Annotated in this window: 23 protein-coding genes and 1 tRNA gene; 9 read left to right on the top strand and 15 right to left on the bottom strand. The window is 71.1% G+C overall.

Going from position 1 to position 26388, the window contains the following annotated elements; all coding sequences use genetic code 11:
- Positions 1–19 precede the first annotated feature (19 nt).
- From ACLJOK_RS02920 to ACLJOK_RS02910, 3 genes are all read right to left on the bottom strand, one after another.
- Positions 20–1171 (bottom strand): branched-chain amino acid ABC transporter substrate-binding protein, encoded by a 1152-nt coding sequence (locus tag ACLJOK_RS02920; protein WP_410815950.1) that lies wholly within the window; start codon positions 1169–1171, stop codon positions 20–22.
- 366 nt (positions 1172–1537) lie between these two features.
- Complete coding sequence (locus ACLJOK_RS02915) at positions 1538–2725, bottom strand: hypothetical protein (RefSeq protein ID WP_410815948.1); 1188 nt, start codon at positions 2723–2725, stop codon at positions 1538–1540.
- Positions 2726–2791: 66 nt separating this feature from the next.
- Positions 2792–3415: an ANTAR domain-containing response regulator gene (locus tag ACLJOK_RS02910; RefSeq protein WP_130402813.1), complete on the bottom strand. Its 624-nt coding sequence runs from the start codon at positions 3413–3415 to the stop codon at positions 2792–2794.
- A 97-nt stretch (positions 3416–3512) separates the two neighbouring features.
- Between ACLJOK_RS02910 and ACLJOK_RS02905 the strand changes: the two genes are divergently transcribed.
- The 3 genes from ACLJOK_RS02905 (at position 3513) to ACLJOK_RS02895 (ending at position 5115) form a co-directional block, all read left to right on the top strand.
- A tRNA-Leu gene (locus ACLJOK_RS02905) sits at positions 3513–3587 on the top strand.
- Positions 3588–3836: 249 nt separating this feature from the next.
- Entirely contained in the window at positions 3837–4373 is a 537-nt protein-coding gene (locus ACLJOK_RS02900; protein WP_410815945.1) for a hypothetical protein, read from the top strand.
- A 91-nt stretch (positions 4374–4464) separates the two neighbouring features.
- The gene (locus ACLJOK_RS02895; RefSeq protein WP_410815944.1) at positions 4465–5115 is read left to right on the top strand and encodes an NAD-dependent epimerase/dehydratase family protein; all 651 of its coding nucleotides are present in this window, start codon (positions 4465–4467) and stop codon (positions 5113–5115) included.
- Between the two features lie 3 nt (positions 5116–5118).
- Here ACLJOK_RS02895 and ACLJOK_RS02890 read toward each other — a convergent pair whose 3' ends face one another.
- The gene (locus ACLJOK_RS02890) at positions 5119–6297 is read right to left on the bottom strand and encodes a trans-sulfuration enzyme family protein (RefSeq protein ID WP_410815943.1); all 1179 of its coding nucleotides are present in this window, start codon (positions 6295–6297) and stop codon (positions 5119–5121) included.
- Positions 6298–6380: 83 nt separating this feature from the next.
- Here ACLJOK_RS02890 and ACLJOK_RS02885 point away from each other — a divergent pair, with 83 nt between their 5' ends.
- Positions 6381–6860 carry an Lrp/AsnC family transcriptional regulator gene (locus ACLJOK_RS02885; RefSeq protein WP_410815942.1) on the top strand — a complete coding sequence of 160 codons (480 nt, stop codon included), beginning with the start codon at positions 6381–6383 and terminating at the stop codon, positions 6858–6860.
- Positions 6861–6932: 72 nt separating this feature from the next.
- Positions 6933–7943, top strand: a complete 1011-nt coding sequence (locus ACLJOK_RS02880) for an LLM class flavin-dependent oxidoreductase (RefSeq protein ID WP_410815940.1) — start codon at positions 6933–6935, stop codon at positions 7941–7943.
- Positions 7944–8143: 200 nt separating this feature from the next.
- On the opposite strand, the gene ACLJOK_RS02875 is transcribed toward ACLJOK_RS02880, so the two are convergent.
- Complete coding sequence (locus ACLJOK_RS02875) at positions 8144–10378, bottom strand: cellulose binding domain-containing protein (RefSeq protein ID WP_410815938.1); 2235 nt, start codon at positions 10376–10378, stop codon at positions 8144–8146.
- A gap of 227 nt (positions 10379–10605) precedes the next feature.
- Here ACLJOK_RS02875 and ACLJOK_RS02870 point away from each other — a divergent pair, with 227 nt between their 5' ends.
- The gene (locus ACLJOK_RS02870; RefSeq protein WP_410815936.1) at positions 10606–12066 is read left to right on the top strand and encodes a pyridoxal-dependent decarboxylase; all 1461 of its coding nucleotides are present in this window, start codon (positions 10606–10608) and stop codon (positions 12064–12066) included.
- Between the two features lie 293 nt (positions 12067–12359).
- Here ACLJOK_RS02870 and ACLJOK_RS02865 read toward each other — a convergent pair whose 3' ends face one another.
- Positions 12360–13346 (bottom strand): sulfite exporter TauE/SafE family protein, encoded by a 987-nt coding sequence (locus tag ACLJOK_RS02865; protein ID WP_410819223.1) that lies wholly within the window; start codon positions 13344–13346, stop codon positions 12360–12362.
- A gap of 154 nt (positions 13347–13500) precedes the next feature.
- Positions 13501–13965 carry an RrF2 family transcriptional regulator gene (locus tag ACLJOK_RS02860; RefSeq protein WP_091407884.1) on the bottom strand — a complete coding sequence of 155 codons (465 nt, stop codon included), beginning with the start codon at positions 13963–13965 and terminating at the stop codon, positions 13501–13503.
- Positions 13966–14256: 291 nt separating this feature from the next.
- Here ACLJOK_RS02860 and ACLJOK_RS02855 point away from each other — a divergent pair, with 291 nt between their 5' ends.
- Positions 14257–14925 carry a YceI family protein gene (locus ACLJOK_RS02855; RefSeq protein ID WP_410815934.1) on the top strand — a complete coding sequence of 223 codons (669 nt, stop codon included), beginning with the start codon at positions 14257–14259 and terminating at the stop codon, positions 14923–14925.
- A gap of 69 nt (positions 14926–14994) precedes the next feature.
- On the opposite strand, the gene ACLJOK_RS02850 is transcribed toward ACLJOK_RS02855, so the two are convergent.
- The 4 genes from ACLJOK_RS02850 to ACLJOK_RS02835 all read right to left on the bottom strand — a co-directional run bounded on the left by ACLJOK_RS02850 (position 14995) and on the right by ACLJOK_RS02835 (position 19470).
- Entirely contained in the window at positions 14995–15879 is an 885-nt protein-coding gene (locus ACLJOK_RS02850; protein WP_410815933.1) for an acyl-CoA thioesterase, read from the bottom strand.
- Positions 15876–17324 (bottom strand): pyruvate kinase, encoded by a 1449-nt coding sequence (gene pyk / locus ACLJOK_RS02845; RefSeq protein WP_238680212.1) that lies wholly within the window; start codon positions 17322–17324, stop codon positions 15876–15878. The genes ACLJOK_RS02850 and pyk overlap by 4 nt, the downstream gene beginning before the upstream one ends.
- A gap of 269 nt (positions 17325–17593) precedes the next feature.
- Complete coding sequence (locus ACLJOK_RS02840) at positions 17594–19093, bottom strand: FAD-binding oxidoreductase (RefSeq protein ID WP_410815932.1); 1500 nt, start codon at positions 19091–19093, stop codon at positions 17594–17596.
- Between the two features lie 14 nt (positions 19094–19107).
- Positions 19108–19470 (bottom strand): YciI family protein, encoded by a 363-nt coding sequence (locus ACLJOK_RS02835; protein ID WP_410815931.1) that lies wholly within the window; start codon positions 19468–19470, stop codon positions 19108–19110.
- A gap of 242 nt (positions 19471–19712) precedes the next feature.
- Between ACLJOK_RS02835 and ACLJOK_RS02830 the strand changes: the two genes are divergently transcribed.
- Complete coding sequence (locus ACLJOK_RS02830; protein ID WP_410815929.1) at positions 19713–20585, top strand: aldo/keto reductase; 873 nt, start codon at positions 19713–19715, stop codon at positions 20583–20585.
- A gap of 24 nt (positions 20586–20609) precedes the next feature.
- Here the strand turns inward: ACLJOK_RS02830 and ACLJOK_RS02825 are convergent, their stop codons facing one another.
- The 3 genes from ACLJOK_RS02825 to ACLJOK_RS02815 all read right to left on the bottom strand — a co-directional run bounded on the left by ACLJOK_RS02825 (position 20610) and on the right by ACLJOK_RS02815 (position 24211).
- Positions 20610–21035, bottom strand: a complete 426-nt coding sequence (locus ACLJOK_RS02825; protein WP_410815928.1) for an effector-associated constant component EACC1 — start codon at positions 21033–21035, stop codon at positions 20610–20612.
- Between the two features lie 14 nt (positions 21036–21049).
- Positions 21050–23260 (bottom strand): M48 family metalloprotease, encoded by a 2211-nt coding sequence (locus tag ACLJOK_RS02820; RefSeq protein WP_410815927.1) that lies wholly within the window; start codon positions 23258–23260, stop codon positions 21050–21052.
- A gap of 174 nt (positions 23261–23434) precedes the next feature.
- Positions 23435–24211 (bottom strand): esterase/lipase family protein, encoded by a 777-nt coding sequence (locus ACLJOK_RS02815; RefSeq protein WP_410815925.1) that lies wholly within the window; start codon positions 24209–24211, stop codon positions 23435–23437.
- Positions 24212–24415: 204 nt separating this feature from the next.
- Between ACLJOK_RS02815 and ACLJOK_RS02810 the strand changes: the two genes are divergently transcribed.
- Positions 24416–25774 carry a pentapeptide repeat-containing protein gene (locus ACLJOK_RS02810; RefSeq protein WP_410815924.1) on the top strand — a complete coding sequence of 453 codons (1359 nt, stop codon included), beginning with the start codon at positions 24416–24418 and terminating at the stop codon, positions 25772–25774.
- Positions 25775–25787: 13 nt separating this feature from the next.
- On the opposite strand, the gene ACLJOK_RS02805 is transcribed toward ACLJOK_RS02810, so the two are convergent.
- Positions 25788–26369, bottom strand: coding sequence for a TetR/AcrR family transcriptional regulator (locus ACLJOK_RS02805; protein WP_410815923.1), 582 nt, complete (start codon positions 26367–26369; stop codon positions 25788–25790).
- Positions 26370–26388: the final 19 nt, after the last annotated feature.

Raw genomic sequence — 26388 nt, 5'->3', positions numbered from 1 at the left:
GCACTCCATTGCGTGGGCGTCAGCTGAGCTTGAGCTCCTGCAGCGCCTCGATAGCGTTGCCCTTGATCTGGTAAGCCCAGATGACAACCTTCGTCGGGTCGACGTCACCCTTGGCATCGAACTTGATGTACTTCGACACACCCTGCTTGTCGTACGCCTTCACGAACGCCAGGATGTCCGCCCGGGTCTTCTTGCCAGCCTTGAAGGCGTCCAGGTAGATCGTGGCGCCGTCGAAGCCTTCCGCACCGTAGGAGCCCGGCGGGATGCCGAACTTCTTCTGGTAGTCGGCGGAGAAGGTGCCGCCGGCCTTGTCGGCCGGGAGGCACGGGCAGGTGATGATCGCGCCCTCGGCGCCGCCGGAGGCACCCGACGGGAACGCGGTGTCGTAGAGACCGTCCGGGCCGACGAACTTGGCGTTGACGCCGGCGGCACGCATCTGCTTCACCAGCGGAGCAGCCTCACGGGTGTAGCCGCCGTAGAAGACGAAGTCGGCCTGCGACGACTTGATCTTGGAGACGGTGGCGTCGAACTGCGTCTGCCGCTCCTGGATCTTGTCCTTGTTCACGACCAGCGGGCCGAGCTGCTTGCCCAGCTCCTCGGTGATGCCCGCGCCGTACGCGCTGGCGTCATCGACCATGAAGACCTTCTGCGCGTTCTGGGTCTTCAGGTAGCTGGCCACGGCACCGGCCTGCGTGCCGTCGTTACCGACCACCCGGTAGAAGGACGTGTTGCCCTTCTGGGTCAGGTCCGTGCGGGTCGCCGACGGGCTGACCATCGCCAGGCCGGCAGCCTGGTAGATCGGCATCGTCGCGTCCGACTCACCGGAGAAGTGACCACCGATGACACCGAGGAACGAGTTGTCCCCCGCGATCTGGTTCGCGAACGGGGTCGCCACCGCAGGGTCACCCTGGGTGTCGAACTGCTGCATGGTGACCTTGCAGTTCGGGTTCGCCGCGTTGAACTGCTCCACGGCGAGGTTCGCGCCGTTGAGCGACGGGATCACCAGACCCGCGTTGTCACCCGTGAACGCACCGAAGATCGCAATCTTGCCACCGCAGTCACCCGACGCGGTCCCACCTTCGCCGCCACCGGAATCCTGGCAACCAGCCGCAACCACCAGGGTCGCGGCGAGCGCCACGGTACCCAGCGCCCGTACATAGCTTCGCCTCACGGCTTCCTGACCTCCTCGAGATGCGGATGCGACTGACCCGAAGCGACGGCGACAGCAGCAAACCCGCAATTCCACCCACCCCGCAGGGACACCCCCTGCGTTACGGCTCGTGATGGCGGAGCGTACCGACACGACATACCGTCCCGGAAGGCCTGAAGGCTGGGTCTGCGAAACCGTTACGAAGACGTGGGCAATCATGTCGATGTCCGTAACAGGTGAACCGGCCAGACGGTCCTTAAACCCACGCCCGGTCGCACTCCACCCGCAGCAACCCGGACCGCGCGCACCTGACTAAAAGTCGACTGACCTGCGGAAACGTCCACGCGGGCCGCGTAGCGGGTGGAAGTGTCACCGCACCGTCAACGTTCAGGCGCCCGCGCCGGCCGCCCACCACAACCCGGCCCGGGTGCCGTCGTCCGCCGCCAACCACCACCGGTCACCCACCGCCACCAGCGTCACGTCCCGGTCCACGCCCGCCGGCACATCGAGTGGCATCGTCGCCTCCCGCCACGAACCACCCCGGTCGGTCGACACCCACACCGAATTCCGAGCCCCATCCGTCACGGCGGCGAACAGACTGCCACCGGACGACACCAGCGACCCCACCCCCGGCACCCCGGGCCCAGCCCGCCGCCCGAACGTCCCGACGGCCACCCAACCCGCCGCCTCCTGGCGCCACGCGCCGAACGTCCCCCCGCGCAGCCCGACCGCCACCGGCACCCCGTCGGCCAGCACCACCCGCTGCATCTCCTCGTACTCCGACCCACCCGGCAACACAGTGCGCCGCCACGACCGCCCATCCGGCGACGACCACACCGCCGGATCACGGTCGATCCGCCCAGCCGGCAACAAACCACCCACCGCCAGCCACCCCGACGACGTCGCCACCGCGTCGAACGCCCAGGTCACCCCCACCGCGTCACTGGCCAGCTCCGGCGCGCCCTCGACCAGCGCGAACTCCGCCGCGGCCGGCGACGCCACCCAGGACGCGGCACCCGCCGACCGGTTACCGACGATCAACCAACCCTGCGGGCCGGCCGCCAGCCGGGACACGTTCACCGCCGTCGGCCCGCCGTACGTCTCGAACGACGCCTGCACCTCGATCAGCGCGCCATCTGCCACCTGCCGCCACGTGCTCACCCGCGGATAACCGTGCGCACCGCCGACCTTCGCGCCGATCAACGCCACCTGACCATCACGGCAGGCCGCCGACAGGAACACGTTCTGCCGCCCGTAGAAGGAATCCGGACGCACCGGCAGCACCGTCCACGTCGTACCGTCCACGCTGGTCCAGGCCGCCGGACGCGTGCCACCGTCGGCGGCCAGGACACCACCGACCACAAACCACCGACCCGCGCACGACGTCGCGTCCCGCAGCAGAGGACGGCCCGGGCCACCCGGCGGCGCCGGCAGCGTCAACGGCTGCCAACCCGGCCGCAGCGCCGGCACCGCGGCCGTCGTCGACCCCGCGCCACTCGGCGCGGCCGACCCGTCGCAGCCGGCGAGCAGCAGCGCGAAGAGGCCGAACACCGCAATCACCCGTCGGACGGACACCCGTCGATGCTAACCACCGGAGACCGCGCACGGTGGCCCAGCGCAGCCCGTTGTCACCAGGAGCGCTCAGACGGTCGGCTGCTGCGACACCTCGCCGCCGGCGGTCTCCGCGAGGATCCGCTCGGCAACCTCTTTCATGGTCATCCGGTGGTCCATCGCCGTGCGCTGGATCCACTTGAACGCCTGCGGCTCGGTCATCCCGTACGTGGTCATCAGCGCGCCCTTGGCACGCTCCACCGACTTACGGATCTCCAGGCGGTCGGTCAGGCTCGCGACCTCCGCCTCCAGCGCCGCGACCTCCGAGTAACGCGACAGCGCGATCTCCACCGCCGGCACCAGGTCGCTCTTCTGGAAAGGCTTCACCAGGTACGCCATAGCGCCCGCCGCCCGCGCCCGCTCCACCAGATCACGCTGGCTGAACGCGGTCAGAATGATCACCGGGGCGATCCGGGCACCGGCGATGCGCTCGGCGGCGGCCAGCCCGTCCATGATCGGCATCTTGATGTCGAGGATGACGAGGTCGGGCTTCAACTCCTCGGCGAGGCGGACGGCTGTCTCGCCGTCACCGGCCTCCCCCACCACCTCGTAACCCTCTTCGACCAGCATCTCGGCGAGGTCCAGCCGGATCAGCGCCTCGTCCTCGGCGATCAGTACGCGCCTACGCTCGGCATCCGTCGGCATCTCAGCCACCAGCCCTACCCCCACCAGTCGGAACCCAACACCCGCCCAGCCGGGTGTCACCGCCTTCAGCGTAGTGGGTATCCTGTCAGGGCTGAATCAGGGAAGCGCCCTCGTAGCCCAACTGGCAGCAGGCAATGGTCTCAAACTCCATACAGTGTGGGTTCGAATCCCACCGAGGGCACAAATTAATGTCGCACGGGTGTTCGAGCATGGTCTCGTGCATCCACCTGAGATCCGTGCCCGTACGCGGCAGTTCTTTCTCGCAGGCAGCACTGTCGCGGACACCGCTCGGGCTGTAGGCCTGCCCTACCCGACGGTCTGGCACTGGTGCAACGACCGGCCAGAGGCGAAGTTCCCGGGCACACAGCTCCGTTGTTTCCGCTGTCGTGACGGTGTCGACAGTCCGACAGACCCTGAAGCCTATGCCTATTTGCTCGGTCTCTACCTCAGCGATGGCCACCTGGTGACGTCGGCGCGCGTTCCGGTGTTGCGCATCTACTGCTCCGACGTCTGGCCCGGGCTGATCGAGGCCTGCGACGTGGCCATGCGGGCTGTGCTGGCGTCGAAGGTACAACGGGTCCAGAAGCAAGGTTGCGTGGGCGTGCAGAGTTACGGCACCCACTGGCCGTGCCTGTTGCCTCAGCACGGCCCAGGTAAGAAGCACCAGCGACCGATCGTCCTGGCCGACTGGCAGCGACCCATCCTCGAGCGACACCCGGGCGACTTCCTGCGTGGCTTGTTCCACTCCGACGGCTGTCGGTTCGCCAACCGGGTGACAGTGCGGGGCAAGGCGTACGTCTACCCGCGCTACATGTTCGTGAACGAGTCGGCCGACATCATGGCGCTCTGCCAGTGGAGCCTCGACCTGCTCGGCATCGCCTGGCGGATGAACCGACGCAACTCGCTGTCGGTGGCGCGGCGCGACGCCGTCGCCACGCTGGACCGGCACGTCGGCCCCAAGTCCTGACCGGTACCTCGCGGATCACGTCGACCGTGGGAGCCTGGCTGACGCGCGGGCGGACGGCCGGTGGCGGTGGGCGGCGACAGGGGTGGATCTGATGCGGGTGGTTGTCTTCGGTGCGACCGGGATGGTCGGTCAGGGCGTGTTGCGCGAGTGCCTGCTCGCCGATGACGTGCGGGAGGTGCTGACTGTCGGTCGGCGGCCGACCGGTGCGCAGGATCCGAAGCTGCGGGAGCTGACGGTCGCGGACGTGGGCGAGTTGGACGCGGTGCGGGCCGAGTTGACAGGTGTCGACGCGTGTTTCTACTGCCTGGGGGTGTCCTCGTTGGGCCTGGACGAGGCGGCGTACACGCGGGTCAGCTACGACTACCCGATGGCGGCGGCGCGGTTGTTCGCGGAGGTGAGCCCACAGGTCACGTTCGTCTACGTCTCGGGTCAGGGGACCGACTCGTCGGGTCAGGGTCGGGTGATGTGGGCGCGGGTCAAGGGGCGTGCCGAGAACGCCATCATGGATCTGCTGCCCAACGGTTACGCGGCGCGGCCGGGGTTCATCCAGCCGACGTACGGGGCGGTGTCGAAGACGCGGTGGTACCGGTTCGGGTACGCGGTCACCCGTCCGCTGTTCCCGCTGCTACGTCGGTTGCTGCCGAACCAGGTCACCACGACCGACGGGATCGGTCGGGCGATGTTGCGGGTGGCTCGGCAGGGTTCGCCAGTGCGGGTGTTGGGCAACCGCGAGCTGCGCTGAGGGTCAGGCGATCGTGTCGAGGGCGTGGGCGAGGTCGGCGCGCAGGTCCTCGGGGTCTTCGAGGCCGACTGAGAGGCGCAGCAGGGCGGCGGCGGGTTTGGCGTCGCCTTCGACCGGCCGGTGGGTGAGTGAGGCGGGGTGCTGGATGAGGGTGTCCACGCCGCCGAGGGACACCGCGTGGGTGATGAGGCGGCAGGCGCCGGCGACGGCGGCCGCGGCGGGCGCGCCGCCGCGTACCTCGAAGGCGAGCAGGCTGCCGGGTCCGGACATCTGACGCCCGACCAGCGCCGCCGGGTCGTCCACCGAGGGGTGGTGCACCCGGTGTACGGCGGGGTGGTCGGCGAGCCAGCCGGCGATTTTCTCGGCGGTGGCCTGTTGGGCGCGGACCCGCAGCGGGAGGGTTTGCAGGCCGCGGTGCAGCAGGTAGCCGCCGAGGGGGTGCAGGATCGCGCCGGTGACCGCGCGGACCTGGCGTAGCCGTACGGCCCAGGTGTCGTCGCAGGCGACGACGCCGGCGAGGACGTCGCCGTGTCCGCCGATGCTCTTGGTGGCGCTGTGCAGGACGAGGGTGGCGCCGTGGCGGGCGGGTTGTTGCAGGACGGGGGTGGCGACGGTGTTGTCGACAAGTAGTGGGATGTCGCCGGCCGCGGCGGCGAGGGCGGCGATGTCGACCAGGTCGAGGGTGGGGTTGGCGGGTGTCTCGACGATGACCAGTGCGGTGTCGGGTCGGATGGCGGCGGCGACCTCGTCGGGGCGCGTCCAGGTGACTGTGGTGCCGAGCAGGCCGGTGGCGAGGACGTGGTCGGTGCCGCCGTAAAGGGGTCGGACGGCGACGACGTGCCGGCGGTCGTCGCGGGCGGCGGCGAGCAGTGTGGCGGTGAGTGCGGCCATTCCGCTGGCGAAGGCGACGGCCTGGGCGGTGCCTTCCAGCTCGGCGAGGGCGGCTTCGAAGCGGGCGACGGTGGGGTTCCAGAGCCGTTGGTAGACGGCGCTGCCGTCGGCGGGGAGGGTGCCGCCGGTGGCGAGTTGCTCGTACGCGGCGCCTCCGTCGTCGACGGAGGGCAGTGGGTTGGTGGTCGACAGGTCGATGGGTGGTACGTGCACGCCGAGGGTGCGGAGGTCGTCGCGGCCGGCGTGTACGGCCCGGGTGTCCATCGTTGTCATGGCGGTAGCGTCGAACATCTGGCGGCTGGTGGGCAACAGTTCGGCAGATCATTCTGCGATCCGGGTTGGTTTCCGTGTTGGGTTCGGGCGAGGATGGCGGAATGCCCCTTGAGCCGAATGATGTGCGGCCGTATCCGGCCCTGGATGAGGTGGACCGCGCGATCCTGACCGAGCTGGCGGCGGATGGTCGACTGCCGAACAACGCCCTCGCCGAGCGGGTGGGCGTGGCGCCGTCGACGTGTCTGACGCGTACCCGGGCGCTGCGCGAGCGCGGTGCGATCCGTGGTTTTCACGCCGAGGTGGATCCGGCGGCGCTCGGTCTGCCGTTGCAGGCGTTGGTGTCGGTGCGGTTGACGGCGCACGAGCGGGCGGCGGTGGACGCGTTCCGGGCCCGGTCGGTGCGGCTGCCGGGGGTGGTGTCGGTGTTTCACGTTGCCGGCGCGGAGGACTACGTGCTGCATGTACGGGCGGCGTCCGGCGACGCGTTGCGGGACTTCGTGCTGGACCACCTGGCGGTCGACCCGGTGGTGCAGCACACGCAGACCAGTTTGATCTTCGAGCAGGCGCGTGGGATGGGCTGAGCGGCGGGTGAGGTGGCCGACGAAAACCCGTATGCCGGAACAAAGCCGGCCGGTGACGGGTTGGCTGACCGTGTGATCACCGTACCGTTGTCTGTTCTTGATCTTGCCCCGGTCGCCAAGGGCACCACCGCTGGCCAGGCGTTGCAGGCCACCACCGAGTTGGCCCGCCGCACCGAGGAGTTGGGCTACCACCGGTTCTGGGTGGCCGAGCACCACAACATGCCGGCGATCGCCAGCTCCGCCCCCGCGGTGCTGCTGGCGCACCTGGCGGCGAACACCTCGACGATCCGGCTGGGGTCGGGCGGGGTGATGCTGCCCAACCACGCGCCGCTGGTGGTGGCCGAGCAGTTCGGCACCCTGGAGGCGCTGCACCCCGGTCGGATCGACCTGGGCATCGGGCGGGCGCCGGGCACCGACCAGGTGACCGCGCTGGCGTTGCGGCGCACCATGGAGGGTCTGTCTGCGGAGGGTTTCCCGCGCGAGCTGACGGACCTGATGAACTACTTCAGCGGGGAGAAGCCGGGGCAGATCATCGCCACGCCGGGCCGTGGTGAGCAGCCGGCCGTGTGGCTGTTGGGCTCCAGCGGTTTCAGCGCCCAGCTCGCCGGCCTGCTCGGTCTGCCGTTCTCCTTCGCGCACCACTTCAGCTCGCAGAACACCCTGCCGGCGTTGGCCCTGTACCGGCAGAACTTCCGGCCGTCGCAGTGGTTGGACAAGCCGTACGCGATGGTGGCGGTCAACGCGGTGTGCGCGGAGACCGACGAGCGGGCCGAATGGTTGGCCGGGCCGAGCGCCCTGTCGTTCCTGAAGTTGCGCTCCGGGCGGCCGGAGCCGCTGTCGACGCCGGACGAGGCTGCGGCGTACCCGTACTCGGAGATCGAGCGGGAGTTCGTCGTGGCGCGCCGTGACGGTCAGGCGATGGGCTCACCGGAGACGGTGCGTCGACAGCTGACCGAGCTGCTGGAGCGCACCGGCGCGGACGAGCTGATGCTGACCACGCTGGTGTACGACGTGCAGGACCGGGTGCGGTCGTACGAATTGATCGCCGAGCAGGTGGTGGGCGGTCTACGCCAGAGCGCGTGAAACACGATCTTCACGTCAGCGTCACCCCGCCGACCCGGACGGTGCCTAATGTTGGTGCCGGTGGTGGTACGGCATTCCCGGTCGGGACGGGTTGGGAATGCCGCGGTGTGGCGCACCGGGCCGGAGCTGAGCGGATTCCGCGGCTGCGGCCCGGTGCCTGCCACCCTAGGCGACCCCGCTCGGGACCGCCAGGGGTTGCATCAACGTAAGTGGATGTCCGGCGTGGGTGGGGTGCCCATTCCGTTGCCGATGAAGAACCCCGGGTGCGGCGGTTGGTTGTAGGCGGTGTTCTGCCACGCGATCGCCACCCGATACTGCGGGTCGTGCATCAGGGTGTAGATCCGGGTGCTGGTCGGCGTGGGTGTGCTGTAGATGCGCAACGCCCGACTGTCGGTGGTCCGCCAGATCACCTCCTCGCGCCAGTCGCCCAGGATGTCGCCGGAGAGCGCCGGCGTGGACTTGGTGCCGTTGTTGGACGCCACCCCGCTGCCGTCGAGCAGCCGGGTCTCACCGCCGGTGCCGTACTTGTCGATCTTCGTGCCGTCGAGCAGTTCCCGCACCGCGTCGCCGTCCCACCAGGCGAGGAAGTTGGCCGAGGACGGCTTGCGACCGACGTTCTGCCCCCTGGTGTTGGCCAGTCCGGCGACCGCTGACGACCACGACTCCGCGCCGGGGCTGCCCGCCCAGATGTCCGCGGAGACACCCCGGCCGTTGTCGCCGGACGCCGGTGTGGACCAGAGGACCTGACCGGTACGGGCGTCGGCGAAGTAGGAGCTGGGCTTGCTGGCGTCCTCGTCGACCTTGAACACCTCCAGGCCGGCGCGGCCCGGGTCCAGGTCCCCCACGTGCATGGCGTCGCCGTGGCCGTTGCCCGTCGAGTGGAGCAGCCGGCCGTTGTCGTCGATGGTGGCGGCTCCGTACACGATTTCCTGGCGACCGTCGGCGTCGACGTCGGCCACGGAGAGCTGGTGGTTGCCCTGCCCCGCGGCGGCGCCGTTGCCGGAGGAGTTCGAGTCGAACGTCCAGCGCTTGGTCAGCGTGCCGTTGCGGAAGTCCCAGGCGGCGATCACCGCGCGGGTGTAGTAACCCCGGGCCATGATCAGCGAAGGGCGCTGCCCGTCCAGGTACGCGGTGCCGGCGAGGAACCGGTCCACCCGGTTGCCGTACGAGTCGCCCCAGGACGACACTGTGCCGCGCGGCGGGTCGTAGTTGACGGTGGAGGCGATCGCGCCGGTCTGCCCGTTGAACATGGTCAGGTACTCCGGGCCGGACAACACGTAACCGCTGGAGTTGCGGTAGTCCGCCGACGAGGAGCCGATGAGCTGACCGGTGCCGGAGCGGGTGCCGTCGGCGGTCTTCATGGCCACCTCGGCGCGGCCGTCGCCGTCGTAGTCGTACACCTGGAACTGGGTGTAGTGGGCTCCGGCCCGAATGTTGCGGCCCAGGTCGACCCGCCACAACCGGGTGCCGGTGAGTGTGTACGCGTCGACGTAGACGTTGCCGGTGTAGCCGGACTGCGAGTTGTCCTTGGCGTTCGACGGTTCCCACTTGAGCACGATCTCGTAGCTGCCGTCGCCGTTGAGGTCACCGACGGAGGCGTCGCTGGCGCTGTATGAGTAGCTCTCGCCGCTGGGGGTGCTGCCCCCGGCCGGGACCTGCAACGGCACGTCCAGGTAGCCCGCGCCGAACTGCAGCGCCGGCGCCGACGCCGCCTGCTCGGCGCCGCCCACCACGGCCCGCACCGTGTACGCCGAGCCGGCCGCCGCGCCGCTGTCGAGGTAGTTGGTGGCGCCGGCGATCGGGCTGGCGTTGACCCTTGTGGATCCCCGGTAGATGTTGAACGCCACCCCGGAGGTCTCGGTGCCGAGCAACCGCCAGGAGACCAGGTTGCCGCTGCCGGAGCGGACGCTGATCAGCCCTCGGTCCAGGTCCTCCATCTGCACCACCCCGGCCGACGTCGGGGGCGGGGTGGTGGGTGGCGGGGTGGTGGGTGGCGGGGTGGTCGGCTCGTCGGTGGGTGGGGCGCCGGTGCAGGTGGTGCCGTTGAGCGCGAAGCTGCCCGGCACCGGGTTGCTGCCGGCCCACGAACCGTTGAAGCCGAACGAGGCGCTGCCGTTCGTGGCGATGGCGACGTTGTGGTCGACGTTGCGCGCGGTCACCTGGGCGCCGGACTGGGTGACGACGGCGTTCCACGCCTGGGTGACCTGCTGGCCCGCTGCGTACGACCAGGTGAGCGCCCACCCGTTGACCGGGTCGCCGAGGTTGGTGACTGTGACGTTGGCGCCGAAGCCGCCCTGCCACTGGTTGGTGATCTGATAGTCGACCCGGCAGCCGACGGCGGCGGCCGAGGCGACGACCGTGCCGAGGGTGCCGGCCGCGACGGTGGCGGCCGTCGTGGCGGCGAGCAGGGTCAGCCGATGTCTGGACGGGTGCATGGACTGCCTCCGGGGATCCGGTGATGATCGCCACGACCCACCGGCCCTGCCCGGGAAGCACAGTGGACCGACCCCACCGCGACGGCGGCGGACGGCGATCTGATCGGGGTGAAACGCCCTGGAACTCACGGATCCGACTCACCGCGCATCGTAAGGCAAGCGCTTTCCGACATGCAACATCGACCATCATCGCTTGGCTGCGGATCGCACTCTTGCCTCGGTGATCGATGCCTGATCAACTCGTCCGGGTGAGCGCTCACCACATGGACCCCGCCGAATTCCGTCGCGCCGGCCACGCCGTCGTCGACTGGATCGCCGACTACTGGGCGACAATGGAACAACTACCGGTCGCCCCGGCCGACCCCCCGGGCACCGTGGCCGCCGCCCTGCCCACCGAACCGCCCACCACCGGGGGCGAACCGGTCGAGGCGATCCTCACCGACCTGGACTCGATCGTCGTACCGGGGCTGACCCACTGGCAGCACCCGGGCTTCTTCGGCTACTTCCCCGGCAACACCTCCGGCCCGAGCGTGCTCGGCGACCTGGTCAGCTCCGGGCTCGGCGTCCAGGGCATGCTCTGGGCCTCCAGCCCGGCCTGCACCGAGCTGGAGACGGTGATGATGGACTGGCTGGCCCACCTGCTGGACCTGCCACAGCGGTTCCGCTCCACCGGCGCCGGCGGTGGGGTCATCCAGGACTCGGCGTCCTCGGCGACGCTGGTGGCCACCCTGGCCGCACTGCACCGGGCCAGCGGCGGCCGCTGGCGGCACACCGGCATCGATCGGCGCTACCGCGCCTACACCTCCATCCACGGGCACTCCTCCATCGAGAAGGCGGTACGGATCGCCGGGCTGGGCAGCGACGGAATCCGGTCGATCGACGTGGACCCGGACACCCAGGCGATGCTGCCGGACGCACTGAGGGCCGCCATCGAAGCCGACCTGGCCGCCGGTGACGTACCGGCCATCGTGGTGGCGACCATCGGCACCACCTCCACCACCGCCGTCGACCCGCTGCCGGAGATCGGGGCCATCTGCACCGAGTACGGGATCTGGCTGCACGTGGACGCCGCGTACGCGGGCGCCGCCGCCGTCTGCCCCGAGCTGCGGTGGACGCACGCCGGCCTGGAGTACGCCGATTCCTACTGCTTCGACCCGCACAAGTGGCTGCTCACCGGCTTCGACTGCGACGCGTTCTGGGTGGCCGACCGGGCCGAACTGATCGAGGCGCTGACCGTACTGCCGGAGTTCCTCCGCAACGCGGCCTCCGAATCCGGCGCGGTGATCGACTACCGGGATTGGCAGGTGCCACTGGGCCGGCGGTTCCGGTCCCTCAAGCTGTGGTTCGTGCTGCGCTGGTACGGCGCCGAAGGGCTGCGGGCGCACATCCGCTCCGGGGTGGCGCTGGCCGAACGGTTCGCCGAACGGGTCCGCACCGACGACCGGTTCGAGGTGGCGGCGGCGCACCCGTTCTCACTGGTCTGCTTCCGACTGCGCGCCGACGACGACACCAACGCGGCGCTGCTGGCCTCGGCGAACGCCACCGGACGGGTGCACCTCACGCACACCCGGGTCGCCGGCCGGTACACGCTGCGGCTGGCGGTCGGCTCACCCCAGACCACCGAAGCGCACATCGACGAAGCCTGGACCCTGCTCTCCGAGGCAGCCAACACCCTGCGTACCCCCTGACCCGCCGTCGCCCCGCGCCCCGCGCCAAGATCTGCGCAACTTCCGAGGTGTTGCTGCCTCCGCCGCGCGAGAGACAGCAACATCCCTGATATTGCGCGGATCTTGACGACGACCACCGTGCCGACCGGAAGTGGGATTCGGGGCGTAACCGCCGTCAAGGTCACGCTCGAACCAGGATGTAGTGGCCACGAAAAACCGGGATGCCACTACATCCAGGATGTTGCGCGATCTTGGGGTTTCAACCTCGGCGATGACGACCTTGACCGGGCATCGGCGGGCGGGCGGGACGGGATTCAGCGCGGGGTGGACGTACCCGTTGCGGCCAGATCGGCCGGGACCTCGCCGGCGGATGCAAGGTCGGGGGCATCGGCGGGCGCGACAGCAGCGGCCGCGGGTGAAGCGCTCGCGGCTTCGGCGCGGGCGCTGCGGGTACGGCGTAGGGCGCGCACGGCCAGCACCAGGGCGGCCAGCCAGCCGGCGGCGAGCAGGGCGTACAGGGCCGGGCGGGCCGAACCGTCCAGTTCGGCGGAACGCATCAGGGTACGGGCGTTGGTCAGCACGATCACGCCGCCGACTGCCGCGCCGAGCAGTTGGGCGGGCACGATTCGCACCAGCCAGGCGGCCAGCGGGGCGGCGATGAGCCCGCCGATGAGCAGTGCGGCGACGGTGGGCAGCAGGAACCCTTCGGTGCCCAGCCCGATCAGGAAGCCGATGCTGGCCGCGCCGGCCACGACGAACTCGGCGGTGTCCACGGAGCCGATCACCTTGCGGGGCTCCATGCGGCCGGAGACCAGCAGCGCGGGGGTGGCCACCGGGCCCCACCCGCCGCCGCCGGTCGCGTCGACGAAGCCGGCGACCAGGCCCAGGGGGCCGAGGAAACGACCGCGGAGCCGTCCGCCGACCCGGTCGGTGCGCAGTGGTCGGGCGAAGCGGATCAGGAGGTACGCGCCGAGCGTGAAGAGAATGCCGGCCATCCACGGTGCGGCGGCCTCGGTGGAGATTGAGCTGAGCACTGTGGCGCCGGCGAAGGCGCCGATCGCGCCGGGCAGGGCGATACGGGTCACCACCCGCCAGTCGACGTTGCCGAACCGCCAGTGCGCGACCCCGGCGGCGAGCGTGGTGCCGATCTCGGCCAGGTGCACCGAGGCCGAGGCGGCGGCCGGGGCGACCCCGGCGACCAGCAGCAGAGTGGACGAGGTCAAGCCGTACGCCATGCCGAGCGAACCATCGATCAGTTGCGCGACGAGCCCGACCAGAGCGAGGACCAACAGCTTGCGCACGAGCGCCCCCAGACTTTTCGGCATCTCCTATCGACTTGGTCGACAATGCGGGATGGGGCAGCCAGGGTCAAGCCCCCGATCGGTGGATGGGACGCGCCCGGGCGGTACGCCGGGTCAGCGACCAGGTGGCATGTAGCTGGAGGCGAGCCGGCGCTCAGATCCAGGCGCGTGGGTCGGCGGCCAGCTCGGTGACCCGCGCGGGCAGGGTGCCGGCGGCCACGTCGGCGACGCTGACGAGTTCGAGGATCTCCCGCTCGCTTGCCCGTAGAGCGATCCAGACTTCCTGAAGGGCGTGCGCCGGGCCGTGGTAGCCGAGCTGCTCGGGGCGTTGCCCGCGTACGTGGGCGAGGGGCCCGTCGATCACCCGGATGACCTCGGCGAGGGAGATCTCCTCGGCGGGGCGGGCCAGCCAGTAGCCGCCCTCCGGGCCGCGCTGGGCGTGCACGATGCCGCCCCGGCGCAGCTGGAGAAGGATGCTCTCCAGGAACTTCGGCGGGATCTCCTGGGCGCGGGCGATCTGGTCGGCCGTGACCGGCCGGCCGCGCCCGGGGCCGCTGGCCGTCGCGGCAAGCTCGGCGGCCGCGCGGAGGGCATAGTCGACCCGGGCGGAGAGGCGCATGTCGGCAAGGTTAGTCCCTGGTCAACCGGGCGGGCTGGCGACCCTCGGCCGATCGGCCACGCATCGATGGAAAGTAGCGCCGCCGGCGCGCGTCCGGGCCGCCGGCGGGGACCGATGAACGGCCGCCGGTAGGGACCGGTGAAGTACGTCATGATCCACCGTACGGTGGCGGCGGAAATGCCGGTCCGGAGCGTCCCTATGCTGGGCGGGAGTACGAATGTCTGGCCGTTTACCCGGCCGCCAGCAACATATTGATAAACACCCGGGTTTGCTCGGGGGGAAGGCAACACGATGACCGATATCGCCACACGCACCTGGGACGGCATGACCATCCCGGTGGCCGGCACCTATCTTCTCGATCAGGCGCACAAGCGGATCGGTTTCCTGTCCCGGCACATGATGGTGAGCCCGGTGCGCGGCGAGTTCGCCGAGGCGACGGCGCAGATCTTCGTGGCGGAGGACCCGCTGCTCTCCTCGGTGACGGCCACCATCATGTCGGCCAGCATCACCACCGGGAGTGCTGATCGGGACACGCATCTGAAGAGTGCCGACTTCCTCGACGTGGAGCGTTTTCCCACCCTCGAATATCGAAGCACCGGCATTAAATGGCAGGGCAACGAGGACCCCATATTCCAGTGGGCGCGTCTGCGCAACCACCGGTTGGGCGGACGAGGCCGGAGTCACATTGTTCCGCCGCAGTCCGACGGCATTCCCGGACGATTCGTCCTCACCGGTGAGTTGACAGTGAAGGGGATCACCCGGGCTGTCGACCTGGAGGTGAATTTTGGTGGCGCTCGTCAGGATCCGTACGGGCAGAACATCTTCGGATTCAGCGCGACGGCCGAGATGAACCGTGAGGACTACGGCCTGCTCTGGAATGTCGCCCTGGAGAGCGGCGGGGTGCTGGTCGGCAAGACGGTGCAGATCGAGATCGCCGGCGAAGCCATCTACCAGGCCTGAACGACGTCATCCCCGCCAGCTACCTGGCGGGGATGAGCGACAACTACCTGGCGGGCATGAGCGACAGCGTCAGGCGCCGACGCGGCGCAGCAGACCCTCCTGGACAGCGCTGGCGATCTGCCGGCCGTCCGTGGTGAACATCCGGCCGGTGGCCAGCCCTCGCGCGCCGGACGCCGACGGGCTCAGGCAGTCGTAGAGGAACCACTCGTCGGCCCGGAACGGCCGGTGGAACCAGAGCGCGTGGTCCAGGCTCGCGCCGACCAACCCGCCCGGCCCCCATACCTCGCCGTGCGCGGAGAGCACCGAGTCCAGCAGGGTGAGGTCCGAGGCGTAGGTGAGCGCGCAGGCGTGCAGCAGGGGGTCGTCGGGCAGTTTGCCGTCGATGCGCATCCAGACGCGCTGGTGCGGGTCGGCGGGCCGGTCGCCGGGGCGGACCCAGCCGGGCTCACCCACGTAGCGCACGTCGATCGGTCGTGGGATCTGACCCCAGATGCCCAGCCGCTCCGGGTAGCGGGAGAGCCGGTCGGTCATCGTCGGCACGTCCTGCGGCGGGGGCACGTCCAGCGGGGACGTGGCCTGGTGGTCCAGGCCCTCCTCGGCCCGCTGGAACGACGCCGACATGAAGAAGATCGGCTTGTCGTGCTGGAGGGCGACAGCGCGGCGGACCGAGAAGGACCGGCCGTCGCGGATGTTCTCCACCTGGTACACGATCGGCTCGACCGGGTCGCCGGGGCGGACGAAGTAGCCGTGCAGCGAGTGCACGAACCGCTCCGGGTCGACGGTGCGGCCGGCGGCGACCAGGGCCTGACCGGCGACCTGGCCGCCGTACACCCGTTGTGGGCCGACCGGGGGGCTCATCCCCCGGAAGGACATCTCCCCGGTCGGGTCGAGGTCGAGCACTTCCAGCAGCTGGTCCACCGCCGCCTGGCCGACCGCGACCCGACCGTCGCTCACTGCAGGGCCCGCGCCGACGCGGCGTCGACCAGCGAGCCGAGCTGGTGTACGCGCAGCGTGTTGGTCGAGCCGGGGGTGCCGGGCGGGCTACCCGCGACGATCACCACGTAGTCGCCGGGGTTGGCCCGGTCCAGGCCGAGCAGCGCCTGGTCGACCTGGCGGAACATGTCGTCGGTGTGCTGCACGAACGGCATCAGGAAGGTCTCCACGCCCCAGGTGAGGGCGAGCTGGTCACGCACCTCGGGGACCGGCGTGAAGGCCAGCAGCGGCAGGTCGCAGTGCAGGCGGGACAGCCGTCGCACGGTGTCGCCGGTCTGCGAGAACGCGACGAGCGCCTTGGCGTTGATGGCCCGGGCGATCGACGAGGCGGCGACGGTGAGGGCGCCACCGTGGGTACGCGGGTCGTGCTGCAACCGCGGCACCCCGATGGAACCGGCCTCGGTGGTCGTCACGATCTTGGCCATGGTGCTGACGGTGAGCACCGGATACTTGCCGACGCTGGTCTCGCCGGAGAGCATCACCGCGTCGGCGCCGTCGAGCACCGCGTTGGCGACGTCGGAGGCCTCCGCCCGGGTGGGGCGGGAATTCTCGATCATGGAGTCGAGCATCTGGGTGGCCACGATGACGGGCTTGGCGTTCTCCCGGCACAGCTGCACGGCGCGCTTCTGCACCAGCGGGACCTCGTCCAGCGGCATCTCGACACCGAGGTCACCGCGGGCGACCATGACGCCGTCGAAGGCCAGCACGATGGCCTCCAGGTGCTCCACCGCCTCCGGCTTCTCGACCTTTGCGAGCACCGGCCGGAACACGCCCTCCTCGGCCATGATGTTGTGGACGAGCTTGATGTCCTCGGCGGAGCGGACGAAGGAGAGCGCCACCAGGTCGACGCCGAGCCCCAGGGAGAAGCGCAGGTCCTCGGCGTCCTTGTCCGACATGGCGGGCACGCTGACCGCCACGTTGGGCAGCGACACGCCCTTGTTGTTGGAGACCGGGCCGCCCTCGGTGACGAGGCAGCGGATGTCGTTGCCGGTGACGTCGGTGACCTCGACGGCGACTCGACCGTCGTCGATCAGCAGCCGGTCGCCGGGCTTCACCTCGTGCGGCAGCTTCGTGTAGGTGCAGGAGACCCGCTCCTTGGTGCCGATGACGTCGTCGCCGGTGATCACGACCGAGTCACCGGTGCGCCACTCGTGCGGGCCGTCGGCGAACCGACCGAGCCGGATCTTGGGGCCCTGCAGGTCGGCGAGCACGGCGACCGGCTTACCCGTTGCCTCCGACGCCTCCCGGACCAGTCGGTAGACCGCCTCGTGGTCGGCGTGGCTGCCGTGGCTGAAGTTGAGCCTCGCCACGTTCATGCCGGCCTCGACAAGACCCCGGATGCGCTCCGGGGACGAGGTGGCGGGACCCAGAGTGCAGACGATCTTTACGCGGCGTGTCACGCCCATCAGGCTAGTCTCTCCTTCAGGTCGGACTCGGGGCCGACCCCTTGCAGGCAGCGGAACAGTTGTCCAACGACGCGCGGCGCGCGTCGGGCCGGCGGGCGGAACCACACCGGGAACGTTGTGGCGACGGGCATCAGCGACCGCGCGCCGGGAATCGTACGCCTCTGTCGGCGTGCGCTGTCGGGGTGCTCCCGGCGGCGGCTCACCGCGGGTGCCCCGAGGGCGGCAGGCGGCGGCTCATGTCGGGTGCTCCGGGGGCCGCGCGTGGCGGGTCATTCCGGGTGCCCGGAGGGCGGCAGGGTGGGCACCGCGTGCAGCAGGTCGCGGGGGTCGTAGCGGCGCTTGGCGTGGCGCAGCCGCGCCCAGTTCGCGCCGTAGGCGAGCCGGACCCGATCGGTCTCCTGCGGGGCGAGCAGGTTGGGGTAACCACCGGGCAGGGCGTGCGGGGCGAGTGCCGCCGAGGTCCGCTCGGCCCACTCGCGGTGCGGGCCGGCCTCGTCGCCGGGCGCCCAGACCGCGATGATCTCGGTCATCAGGTGGTCGGTGCGCAGCCCGAACGCCGTGTCGGCGGGGCGGACCCGGGTGGCCGCGCCGTGGAAGTGGTGCACGGCCAGCGCGGAGAACGGCGAGGTGACCTGCCGGGCGGCGTCGACGAGCGTGTCCACCGCGCTGTCGGTGAGCGCTGGCAACCACCGGGTCCGCAGCAGGTAGTGGTTGCCGTCGACCATCCCGCCGTCGAACATCCGCAACGCGTCCGCGTACGGCATCGGGCCGATCTGGTCGACCAGCGGGGTGCCCAGCGCCCGCAGCCGGTCCAGCCACGGCGCCCCGGCGGCCAGGTCCGGGCCGCTGTAGAACGGGCAGACGAAGATCACCGGCTCGCCGGCCGGGCCGGGCAGGAAACCGGCCATCACGGTCAGCTCGTCCGGGGCCTCGGCGACCAGCGCGCCGTAGCCGCGCAGCACGGCCGGCGCCTCGGAGAGCGCGAACATGATCATGCCGGCCAGCACGCCGGGCAGCCGGTGCGCGCGGAAGCGCAGCTCGGTGACGATGCCGAGGTTCCCACCGCCGCCGCGCAGCGCCCAGTACAGCTCGGCGTCGTGCCGGGGGTCGGCGGTGACCCGGCGGCCGTCGGCGAGAACCACCTCGGCGCCGAGCAGGCTGTCCAGGGCCAGACCGAACCGGCCGCACAGCGGGCCGTACCCGCCGGCGAGGGTGAGCCCGGCCATCCCCACGGCGTCGACAACGCCGGTGGGGACCACCAGGTCGTACGGGCGGGCGGCGGCGAGCACATCGGCCGCCGTGGCGCCGCCGCCGATGGTCACCGTGGCCGCCTCCCTGTCGACCCGCACGGCGCGCAGCCCGGTCAGGTCCAGCACCAGAGCGCCGTCGCGCAGCGCCCGGCCGGCCCAGTCGTGCCCCCCGGAGCGGACCGAGAGGGGCAGGTGGCACCGGGTGGCGACGCGGACCGCCTCGGCCACCTCGTCGGCGTCCTGGCACTGGGCCACCAGCGCGGGCGTGCGCGCCACAGCGCCGTTCCAGATTCGGGTGGTGGCGGCGTAACCGGGATCGCCCGGCTCGTGCAGCCGGTCGCCGAGCAGGGCGCGCAGTCGGGCGGTGGCCGACGCGACATCGGGGGTGGCGGCGGAGAGCATGGCGACTCCTCGACCGGGGCCGACCCACGACACCGGGTACGCCCCGGCGGCGGCCCGCGCTGGGCGCGACCGTAGCACCGGCAGCCGGGCGAGCGCCGTCGTCATCACGACAGCCACCGATGGACCAGGGCTCAGCTATCGGCCTTGACCAGCGGGAACTCCAACGAACCGGCCGGGCAGAGGAAGGTGAGCACTTCCACCCGGTAGAGCCCGGCCTGCACCGCGGGGTCGGCCTCCAGCACGCTGCGGACGTCGTCGACGCTGCCGGTGCGGGCCAGCCCGAAGCCGATCGGCGGATCGGGCTCGCGCGCCGGCCCGTCCACCGAGCCGGCGACCAGGACGATGCCGCTTCGCTGCAACGCCTGCATGTGTTCGGCGTGCTCGGCCTGCAACCGCTGCACGGTCTCCGGGGGCAGGGCCCGCCCGGCCGCGCCGGGATAGATCACGATGCACTCGTACGTGTCGAGCGCGAAGTTGACCTGCGGCACTCCCATGGGTGCTCCCTCCGCCGTCACGCCGGAACGCACCGGCTTCGGCCAGCGTCGCACGGACCACCCGGTCGTACCGGGCGCTTCCCGGCAACTCGGCTCGGCGCGCCCACTGCGTGTCCGCGCCCACACTCGGCCGACCGCCGGCATGGCGGCGGGGTTCCGGGGGATGATCGATCGGTGGCGGGTGGGCTCTTCATGCCCGTGCTGTCCACGCCCGCCACGACGAGACGATTGGGGATCGCGCAATGGCGACAAATATCAGTGAGCAGCCCGCGAAGGCGTCCGGCACGTACCGGATCGGCGGCGACGTCACCGTCAACCGGCTCGGCTACGGGGCCATGCAGCTCACCGGCCCGGGTGTCTGGGGTGACCCGAAGGACCCGGCCGAGGCGGTTCGCGTGCTGCGCCGTGCGGTCGAGCTGGGCGTGACGTTCATCGACACCGCCGACTCGTACGGGCCGTTCGTCTCGGAGTTGCTGATCCGGGAGGCTCTGCACCCGTACGCCGATGACCTGGTGATCGCGACCAAGGCCGGGCTGACCCGCTCCGGCCCGGGCGACTGGCGTCCGGTGGGCCGCCCGGAGTACCTGCGCCAGCAGTGTGAGCTGAGCCTGCGCCACCTCGGCCTGGACAGCATCCCGCTGTACCAGCTGCACCGGATCGACCCGAAGGTGCCGCTCGCCGACCAGCTTGGTGAGCTGGCGCTGCTGCGGGAGGAAGGCAAGATCCAGCACATCGGGTTGTCCGAGGTGAGCGTCGCGCAGATCGAGGAGTCCCGGGCGATCACCACTATCGCGTCCGTGCAGAACCTGTACAACCTCGCCAACCGCAGCGCTGAGGACGTGCTGGAGTACTGCGAGCGCAACGACCTGGCGTTCATCCCGTGGTTCCCGATCGCGACGGGTGAGCTGGCCCGCCCGGGCGGCCCGCTGGACGCCATCTCCACCGCGCACGGGGCGTCGCCCGCTCAGCTCGCGCTGGCCTGGCTGCTGCGTCGCTCACCGGTGATGCTGCCGATTCCCGGTACGTCCTCGGTGGCGCACCTGGAGGAGAACGTGGGCGCGGCCGACGTTCGGCTCACCGACGACGAGTTCGAGTCGCTCGCCAAGGCGAGCTGACCCACCGGTCCGGACGCCGTCGGTTCAGTCGGCGGCGTCCGAACCCGGGCTCCCGAGCGCCGTCGGTCCGTCCGGACCGGGCTCGCGGGCGGCGCGTAGCGCTTCGGTCGCCTGGGCCAGCAGCCGAGCCGAGTCGGTCCGCCCGCTCACCTGCAACTCCACTTCGGTGTCCCCGGTCTGGATCCGGATGCTGGCCTCGGTGCGCTGCTGGTCCACCCAGGACTGCAACAGGTTGAACAACCCCGGAAGCAGCCCCTGGGCCAGCACCGCGATGATCACCGCGTCGCTGAAGCCGGGCCGGCCCCCGCCGCCGCCGGCCGGGCGGACCACCGGCCGGTACTCGGGGCGGCGGTGGATCCAGGTCAGCAGGTCGACCGACGGTGGCTGGCGCTGCCGGGGGTTGATGGTCAGCCGGACGGGCAGCCGGGCTGCGGCGTCGCTGTCGGTCACGGTCTGTCTCCCGGTCAGTTGGTGGCGGGTCGGAAGGCGACGTCGTCCCCGTCGGCGGTGGCGACGCCCGCGACTGTGAACGCGTCCTCGTCCTTGAACGGTGAGCTGGTGCCGAAGTAGGTGGTGGTGCCGCTGACCTCGACCATGCCCTGGGTCTGGGTCGGGGTGGAGACCTGGGCGCTGGCCGGGCCGGTGAGTTCGACGGCGAGCTTCGGGTACTCCAGGATCTTCCAGGTGACCTTCTGGGGCGAGCTGGAGCCGCTGTAGTAGCTGAACGGACAGCCCGGCGGGTTGGTCACCGTCTGCTTGGCGCACTCGTCCAACCAGGCTCGTACCCGCGCCTCGACCGCCTCGATCGCCGCAGGCTTGAGCACCGGAGCCAGTTGCAGGACGGCGGCGGTCTCCCCCGGGCCCACCAGCACTGTCGCGCTCGGCGTCTCGCTGAGGGCGCTGGACGGGCCGGTCGCTGTGTAGCCGCCGGGCAACAGCACCACTGGCGGGCCCTCGGTGGCGACCGGCAGCTCCACCCCGTTGAGCCGTACCCCGGGGTCGGCGATCGCGGCGTTGAGCGGGGTCGGCCCGCCACTCAACCGCCAGCCGTGGAACAGCCCCGCGGTGGTCTCGTCCTCGCGGCGCAGGGTGAGGGTGGCGGTCTCCCGCGCGTCACCCAGCCGGTACGCCACAGTGGCGGTGGCGCTGTCGCCCTCGCGCTCGAGCGAGCTGATCTCGACGTCGGTCGGTGGTTGGTAGCCCTTGCCACGCAGCAGTTGGGCGAGCAGCTTGGTGTCGGTGTCGCTGCCCTGGTCGGTCAGGTAGCCGAGCGCGGCCTCGCTGTCCCGGTCGGCGAGGGCGGCGAAGTAGCCGTCGATCGCCGCCTGCGGGCGGAAGAACGCCCACTGCACCACGCCGAGCCCGCTGGTGCCGAGGCAGGCGACCACTGTGAGGGCGCCGACCAGCAGCCAGGTGCGGCGGGTGCCGACCGTGCCGGCGGAGTTGAACAGCCGATCGACGGTGACGGGTTCGGTCGCGCCGGCGGGCGCGCCGGTCAGCGACGCCCGCTCCAGCGCGTCGAGCCGCAGCTCGTGCGGCGGGTGGGTGGCGCAGACCGCCTCGTCCCAGCCGCTGCGCCCGGTCTCGAAGGACAGCCGCCGCTCCAGGATGCGTCGCAGCCCGTCGACGTGCCCGGTGAGCACCGCGCCGAGGTCGGCACGGTACTCGGCCGCCCGCACGTCGCGGGCGTGCAGCGGCAGCACCACGTACCGCATGGTGAGCAGCACCGGCCAGAAGAACACGAAGACCACGAAGTTGGTGCCCGGGTGCGGGAACGTCCGCATTAGCCAGGTCGGCAGGGCGTGCGCGAGGGTCAGCGGCAGGCCGACGCCGCGGACGAAGGCGCTGGTGATCTCGTCCCCGGTGCGCCAGTGCACCAGCTCGTGGCTGAGCAGCGCGGCCACCTCGTCGTCCGGTTCGGTCAGCACGGCGGTGGTGACCACCACGTGTCGGGCGTACGTGCGCGCGTTGCTCAGGACCGGGTCGTCCTCAATGAGCAGCCGGGGCACGCTGGGCAGGCCGAGCCGTCGGGCGCAGTCGTCGAGCACGGGGCGCAGCCGCGCGTACTCGCGGCGGCTGGGCTGGCGCGCTCCCGAAACGACCAGCAGACGGGGTTCGAGCAGCACCCGGTAGAGCGTGTAGAGGACCCCGATCAGCGCCGCCGCGACGACAGTGCCGATCAGGCCGGTGAGCAGTGCGAAGGGCTCGTCGGCGACGCCCATCCAGGGCAGGGCCAGCACGGCGAGGAAGCCGACCAGGAAGCCGATGGCGAAGCCGGCGATGCCGCCGAGCAGCCCGCCGGAGCGGGTCAGGAACGCCTCGATCAGGGAGCCGATCAGCGGGGCGTCGCGCAGCACCTGGGGCACCTGGTCGTCGGCGCCGGTCCCGATGGCGAAGAGCCCGGCGATGCCGAACGTGAGACCGCCCCAGAACGCCAGGAGCAGCGCGACCGGCAGGTAGAACCAGGTGGCGACGAACGCGCCGAGCACACCGCGCCAGTCCCGCAGGATCCCGGCGCGCAGCCAGACCAGCGCGCTGGGGTAGCCCGGTGGGCGGTCGGCGAACCCGCCGGTCGGTGGCGGGGTGTCGGCCGACGGCGGTTGAGCGGCCCGGACGTCGAGCTGCGGCACTGTCGGCGGGGTGTTCTCCGGCGGCACTGTGGGCGGCTCGGTCATGAGCGCTGCTCCTTCTCGGAGGATGGCGTCCACTGTCGGGGATGGACAGCCGGAGCAGGCTATCGAGGACACCTGATGTCTGCCACACCGTTTCGCGGGATCGTCGCGCACCCGACACTCACCCTCGCGGGTCCGGTGCGGCGGTCCCCTCCGGGACCGCCGCACCGGAGCGGATCAGAGCGCGAGGCAGTTGGGTCGCACCGGGCCGTCGACGAGGGCGCCACGCACGATGGTGTACGCGGTGCCGTCGAGCACCAGACCGAGGTGCCCCACCACCCGTAGCGGGCAGTACGCCTGGACCAGCACGTTCGTCGCACCGTCGTTGACGGCGGCGTTGCCGGTCGGCCGGACCAACTCGTCCTGCAACGTGCGGATGGTGGTGTAGCGCACCGCGCCCGGGGTGTCGTCCCCGGCGTTGAGGTCGGCGAGGAACGCCGAGCCGATGGTCATCTGTTGGCAGGCCACGACGCCGGCGCAGCTGCCCAGGCCCAGAAACGCCACGATGTTGGCGACGTACGTGCCGTACTGCGGTGTGCCCAGGCTGACGTACCGACCGACGGTGGCGGTGCCGCCGAGCCGCTTGAGGTAGTACCGGCTGACCAGGCCACCTTCGGAGTGGGCGACGACGTCCACGGTCGCCGCACCGGTGCTGGCGCGAACCTGGTCGACGTAGCCGGCGAAGGCGCGGGCCGAGGTGGGGATGTCGCCGAGGCCCAGCCCGGGCAGTTGGTAGATGAAGGTGCGGTAGCCGTCGGCGCGCAGGCGGGCGGCGATCGGTTCGTACGCGACGGCGACGCCGCTGAGCCCGCCGACCACGATGACGGGGTTGGCCGCCGCGGCGGTGGCGAGGGGTGTCGTGGAGGCGGCGGGGGCGGCGGTCGCCGTGGCGGTGGACGCGAGCAGCGCGGCGGTGGCGAGGGCCAGGACGAGGGCGGTCTTTCGGAGCAGCATCGCTGCACCTCCGGGGGGAGGCACCCGGCGAACCGGGCAGGTGGGTGGGGGTGTCCGGTCGACCGTGCGACGATCATCCCCGCAACAATTCAGAAACGTCAATGACTTGTTACGCGCCGGTAACCCGTTGTTCCGGCGGGGGTGTAAACGGTCATACCGCCGCGCTCCATATCGGACACCGATGGTGACTGGCATGCTGTGGCCGTGGCTGTCGACGAACCCACCGAGCGCGAGCTGCGGGTGATGCCGTGGTGGCTGGTCCTGGTCGGCCTGCTGGTCGCCATCGCCCTGGGCTGGCTGGTACTGGACCTGCTGCTCGCCGAGGCCGACCGGGCCAGCCAACCGGACACCCGCGCCACGCTGCGCATCGACGCGATCCGCACCGGCCTGACAGTCGTCGCCGGCACCGGCGGAGGGCTCGCGCTGCTGCTCGCCGCCCGCCGCCAGTGGATCGCCGAACGCGCGCAGCGGCACCAGGAGGGCGTCGCCGCACGGGACCAGGTGCACCGGGACCGAGTGCAGGCGCACGCCGAGGCGGTGGCCGAGGCCGCGCAGCACCACCAGGACCGGCAGTCCGGGTCCGCCGAGCACGACGCGGCGGAGCGTCGACTGACCGAGCTCTACACCAGGGCGGTCGAGCTGCTCGGCAACGACAGCGCGGCGGTACGCCTCGGCGGCCTGCACGCGCTGGAGCGCCTCGGTCAGGACAACCCGGGGCAGCGCCCGACGATCGCGGCGGTGCTCTGCGCGTACCTGCGAATGCCGGCGCCCGACGGCGAGCCGCGCGAGACGGAGGTCCGGCGCAGCGCGCAGCGCGTGCTCACCCGGCACCTGCGCGCGGACGACGCGGCCCACTGGCCGGAGCTGAGGCTCGACCTGGCCGGCGCCACGCTTGTCGACTTCGACGCCGCCGGCTGCACGCTCGTCGACGCGAACTTCACCGATGCGGTGTTCACCGGCACGACCACCTTCGCGGGCGCGACGGCGCGAGGGCGGCTCCTGCTCGGGGCGGCGACCTTCGGCGACGTGGTCTTCGACGATCTCACCGCCGAGGCGGAGGTCTTCCTGGACGCCGCCCGCTTCGAGGGTCAGGCCAGCTTCGACCGAGCCGGGTTCGCCGACGGCCTGTCCTGCCGGCGGTCGCGCTTCGCCGGCCCGACGTCATTTCACCGGGCGGTCTTCGACCAGTCGACCAGTTTCGACGCGACCCACTTCGGTGACGGGGCCAGGTTCCGGAAAGCCACCTTCCTCAGCGGCCTGTCGATGGAGCGCACCGCGTTCGCCGGGTACGCCGGGTTCCGCGCGGTCCGCTTCGCGGACATGGCGCTCTTCCGCTGGACCGTGTTCGCCACCGAGGCGTGCTTCGAGCAGACCCGCTTCGAGGGCGCGGCGAACTTCGGCCGGGCGCGGTTCCAGGGTGCGGGCAGGTTCGACGGTGCCGAGTTCAGCCAGCCGCCGCAGTTCGACCAGGCGCGGGCGGCGGCCGGCGGCGATCACGCGTGGCCCGCCGGCACGACGGCCGAACGGCTCGACGACGAGTGGCTGCTGCTGGTCGACAGCTGACCCGGACGGGGCGTCAGCGCGACGCGGCCGGCGGGCGCAGGCCGTCCAGGGCCACGCCGAGCACCCGGTCACGCTGCTCGGGCGACGGGAACTGGGCCATGGTGAGGCCGCTGATCAGCCGCACCACGTCGTCGAAGCCGATGTCGTCACGGACCACACCGGCGGCCTGCGCACGACGCATCAGCGGCTCACCGGCGGAGAAGATCTCCGCCCGGCAGCTGGTGAAGATCTCGGAGTCGTGCAGCAACTGCTCGGCGAGCGCCCGCTTGGTGGCGACGTACGCGACGAAGCGGTGCAGCCAGGCGACCAGCGCGTCCCAGGGTGGCAGCTCGGCCAGACCCTCGGCGGAGTGGCACAGCGCCCGGACCTCCTCGACGTAGACGGCCTCGAAGAGGTGCCGCCGGGTCGGGAAGTTGCGGTAGAGCGTGCCGATGCCCACGCCGGCCCGACGGGCCACGTCCTCCAGGGAGGCGGCGGAGCCGTTCTCGGCGAACGCCTCGCGCGCCGCCGTGATCAGGGCGTCGTAGTTACGCCGCGCGTCGGCCCGCTTGGGCCGCTGGGCGAAGACCTCGGGCGCCTGCCCCGCGCTGGTCATGACGTGCGTCACCTCACCC

Origin of the sequence: Micromonospora sp. 050-3, from assembly GCF_046549335.1 — a bacterium.
In the GTDB taxonomy this organism is placed as follows: Bacteria; Actinomycetota; Actinomycetes; order Mycobacteriales; family Micromonosporaceae; genus Micromonospora; species Micromonospora trifolii.
The sequence above is the reverse complement of the archived record's forward strand: the minus strand, read 5'-3'. Positions and strand labels throughout refer to the sequence as shown.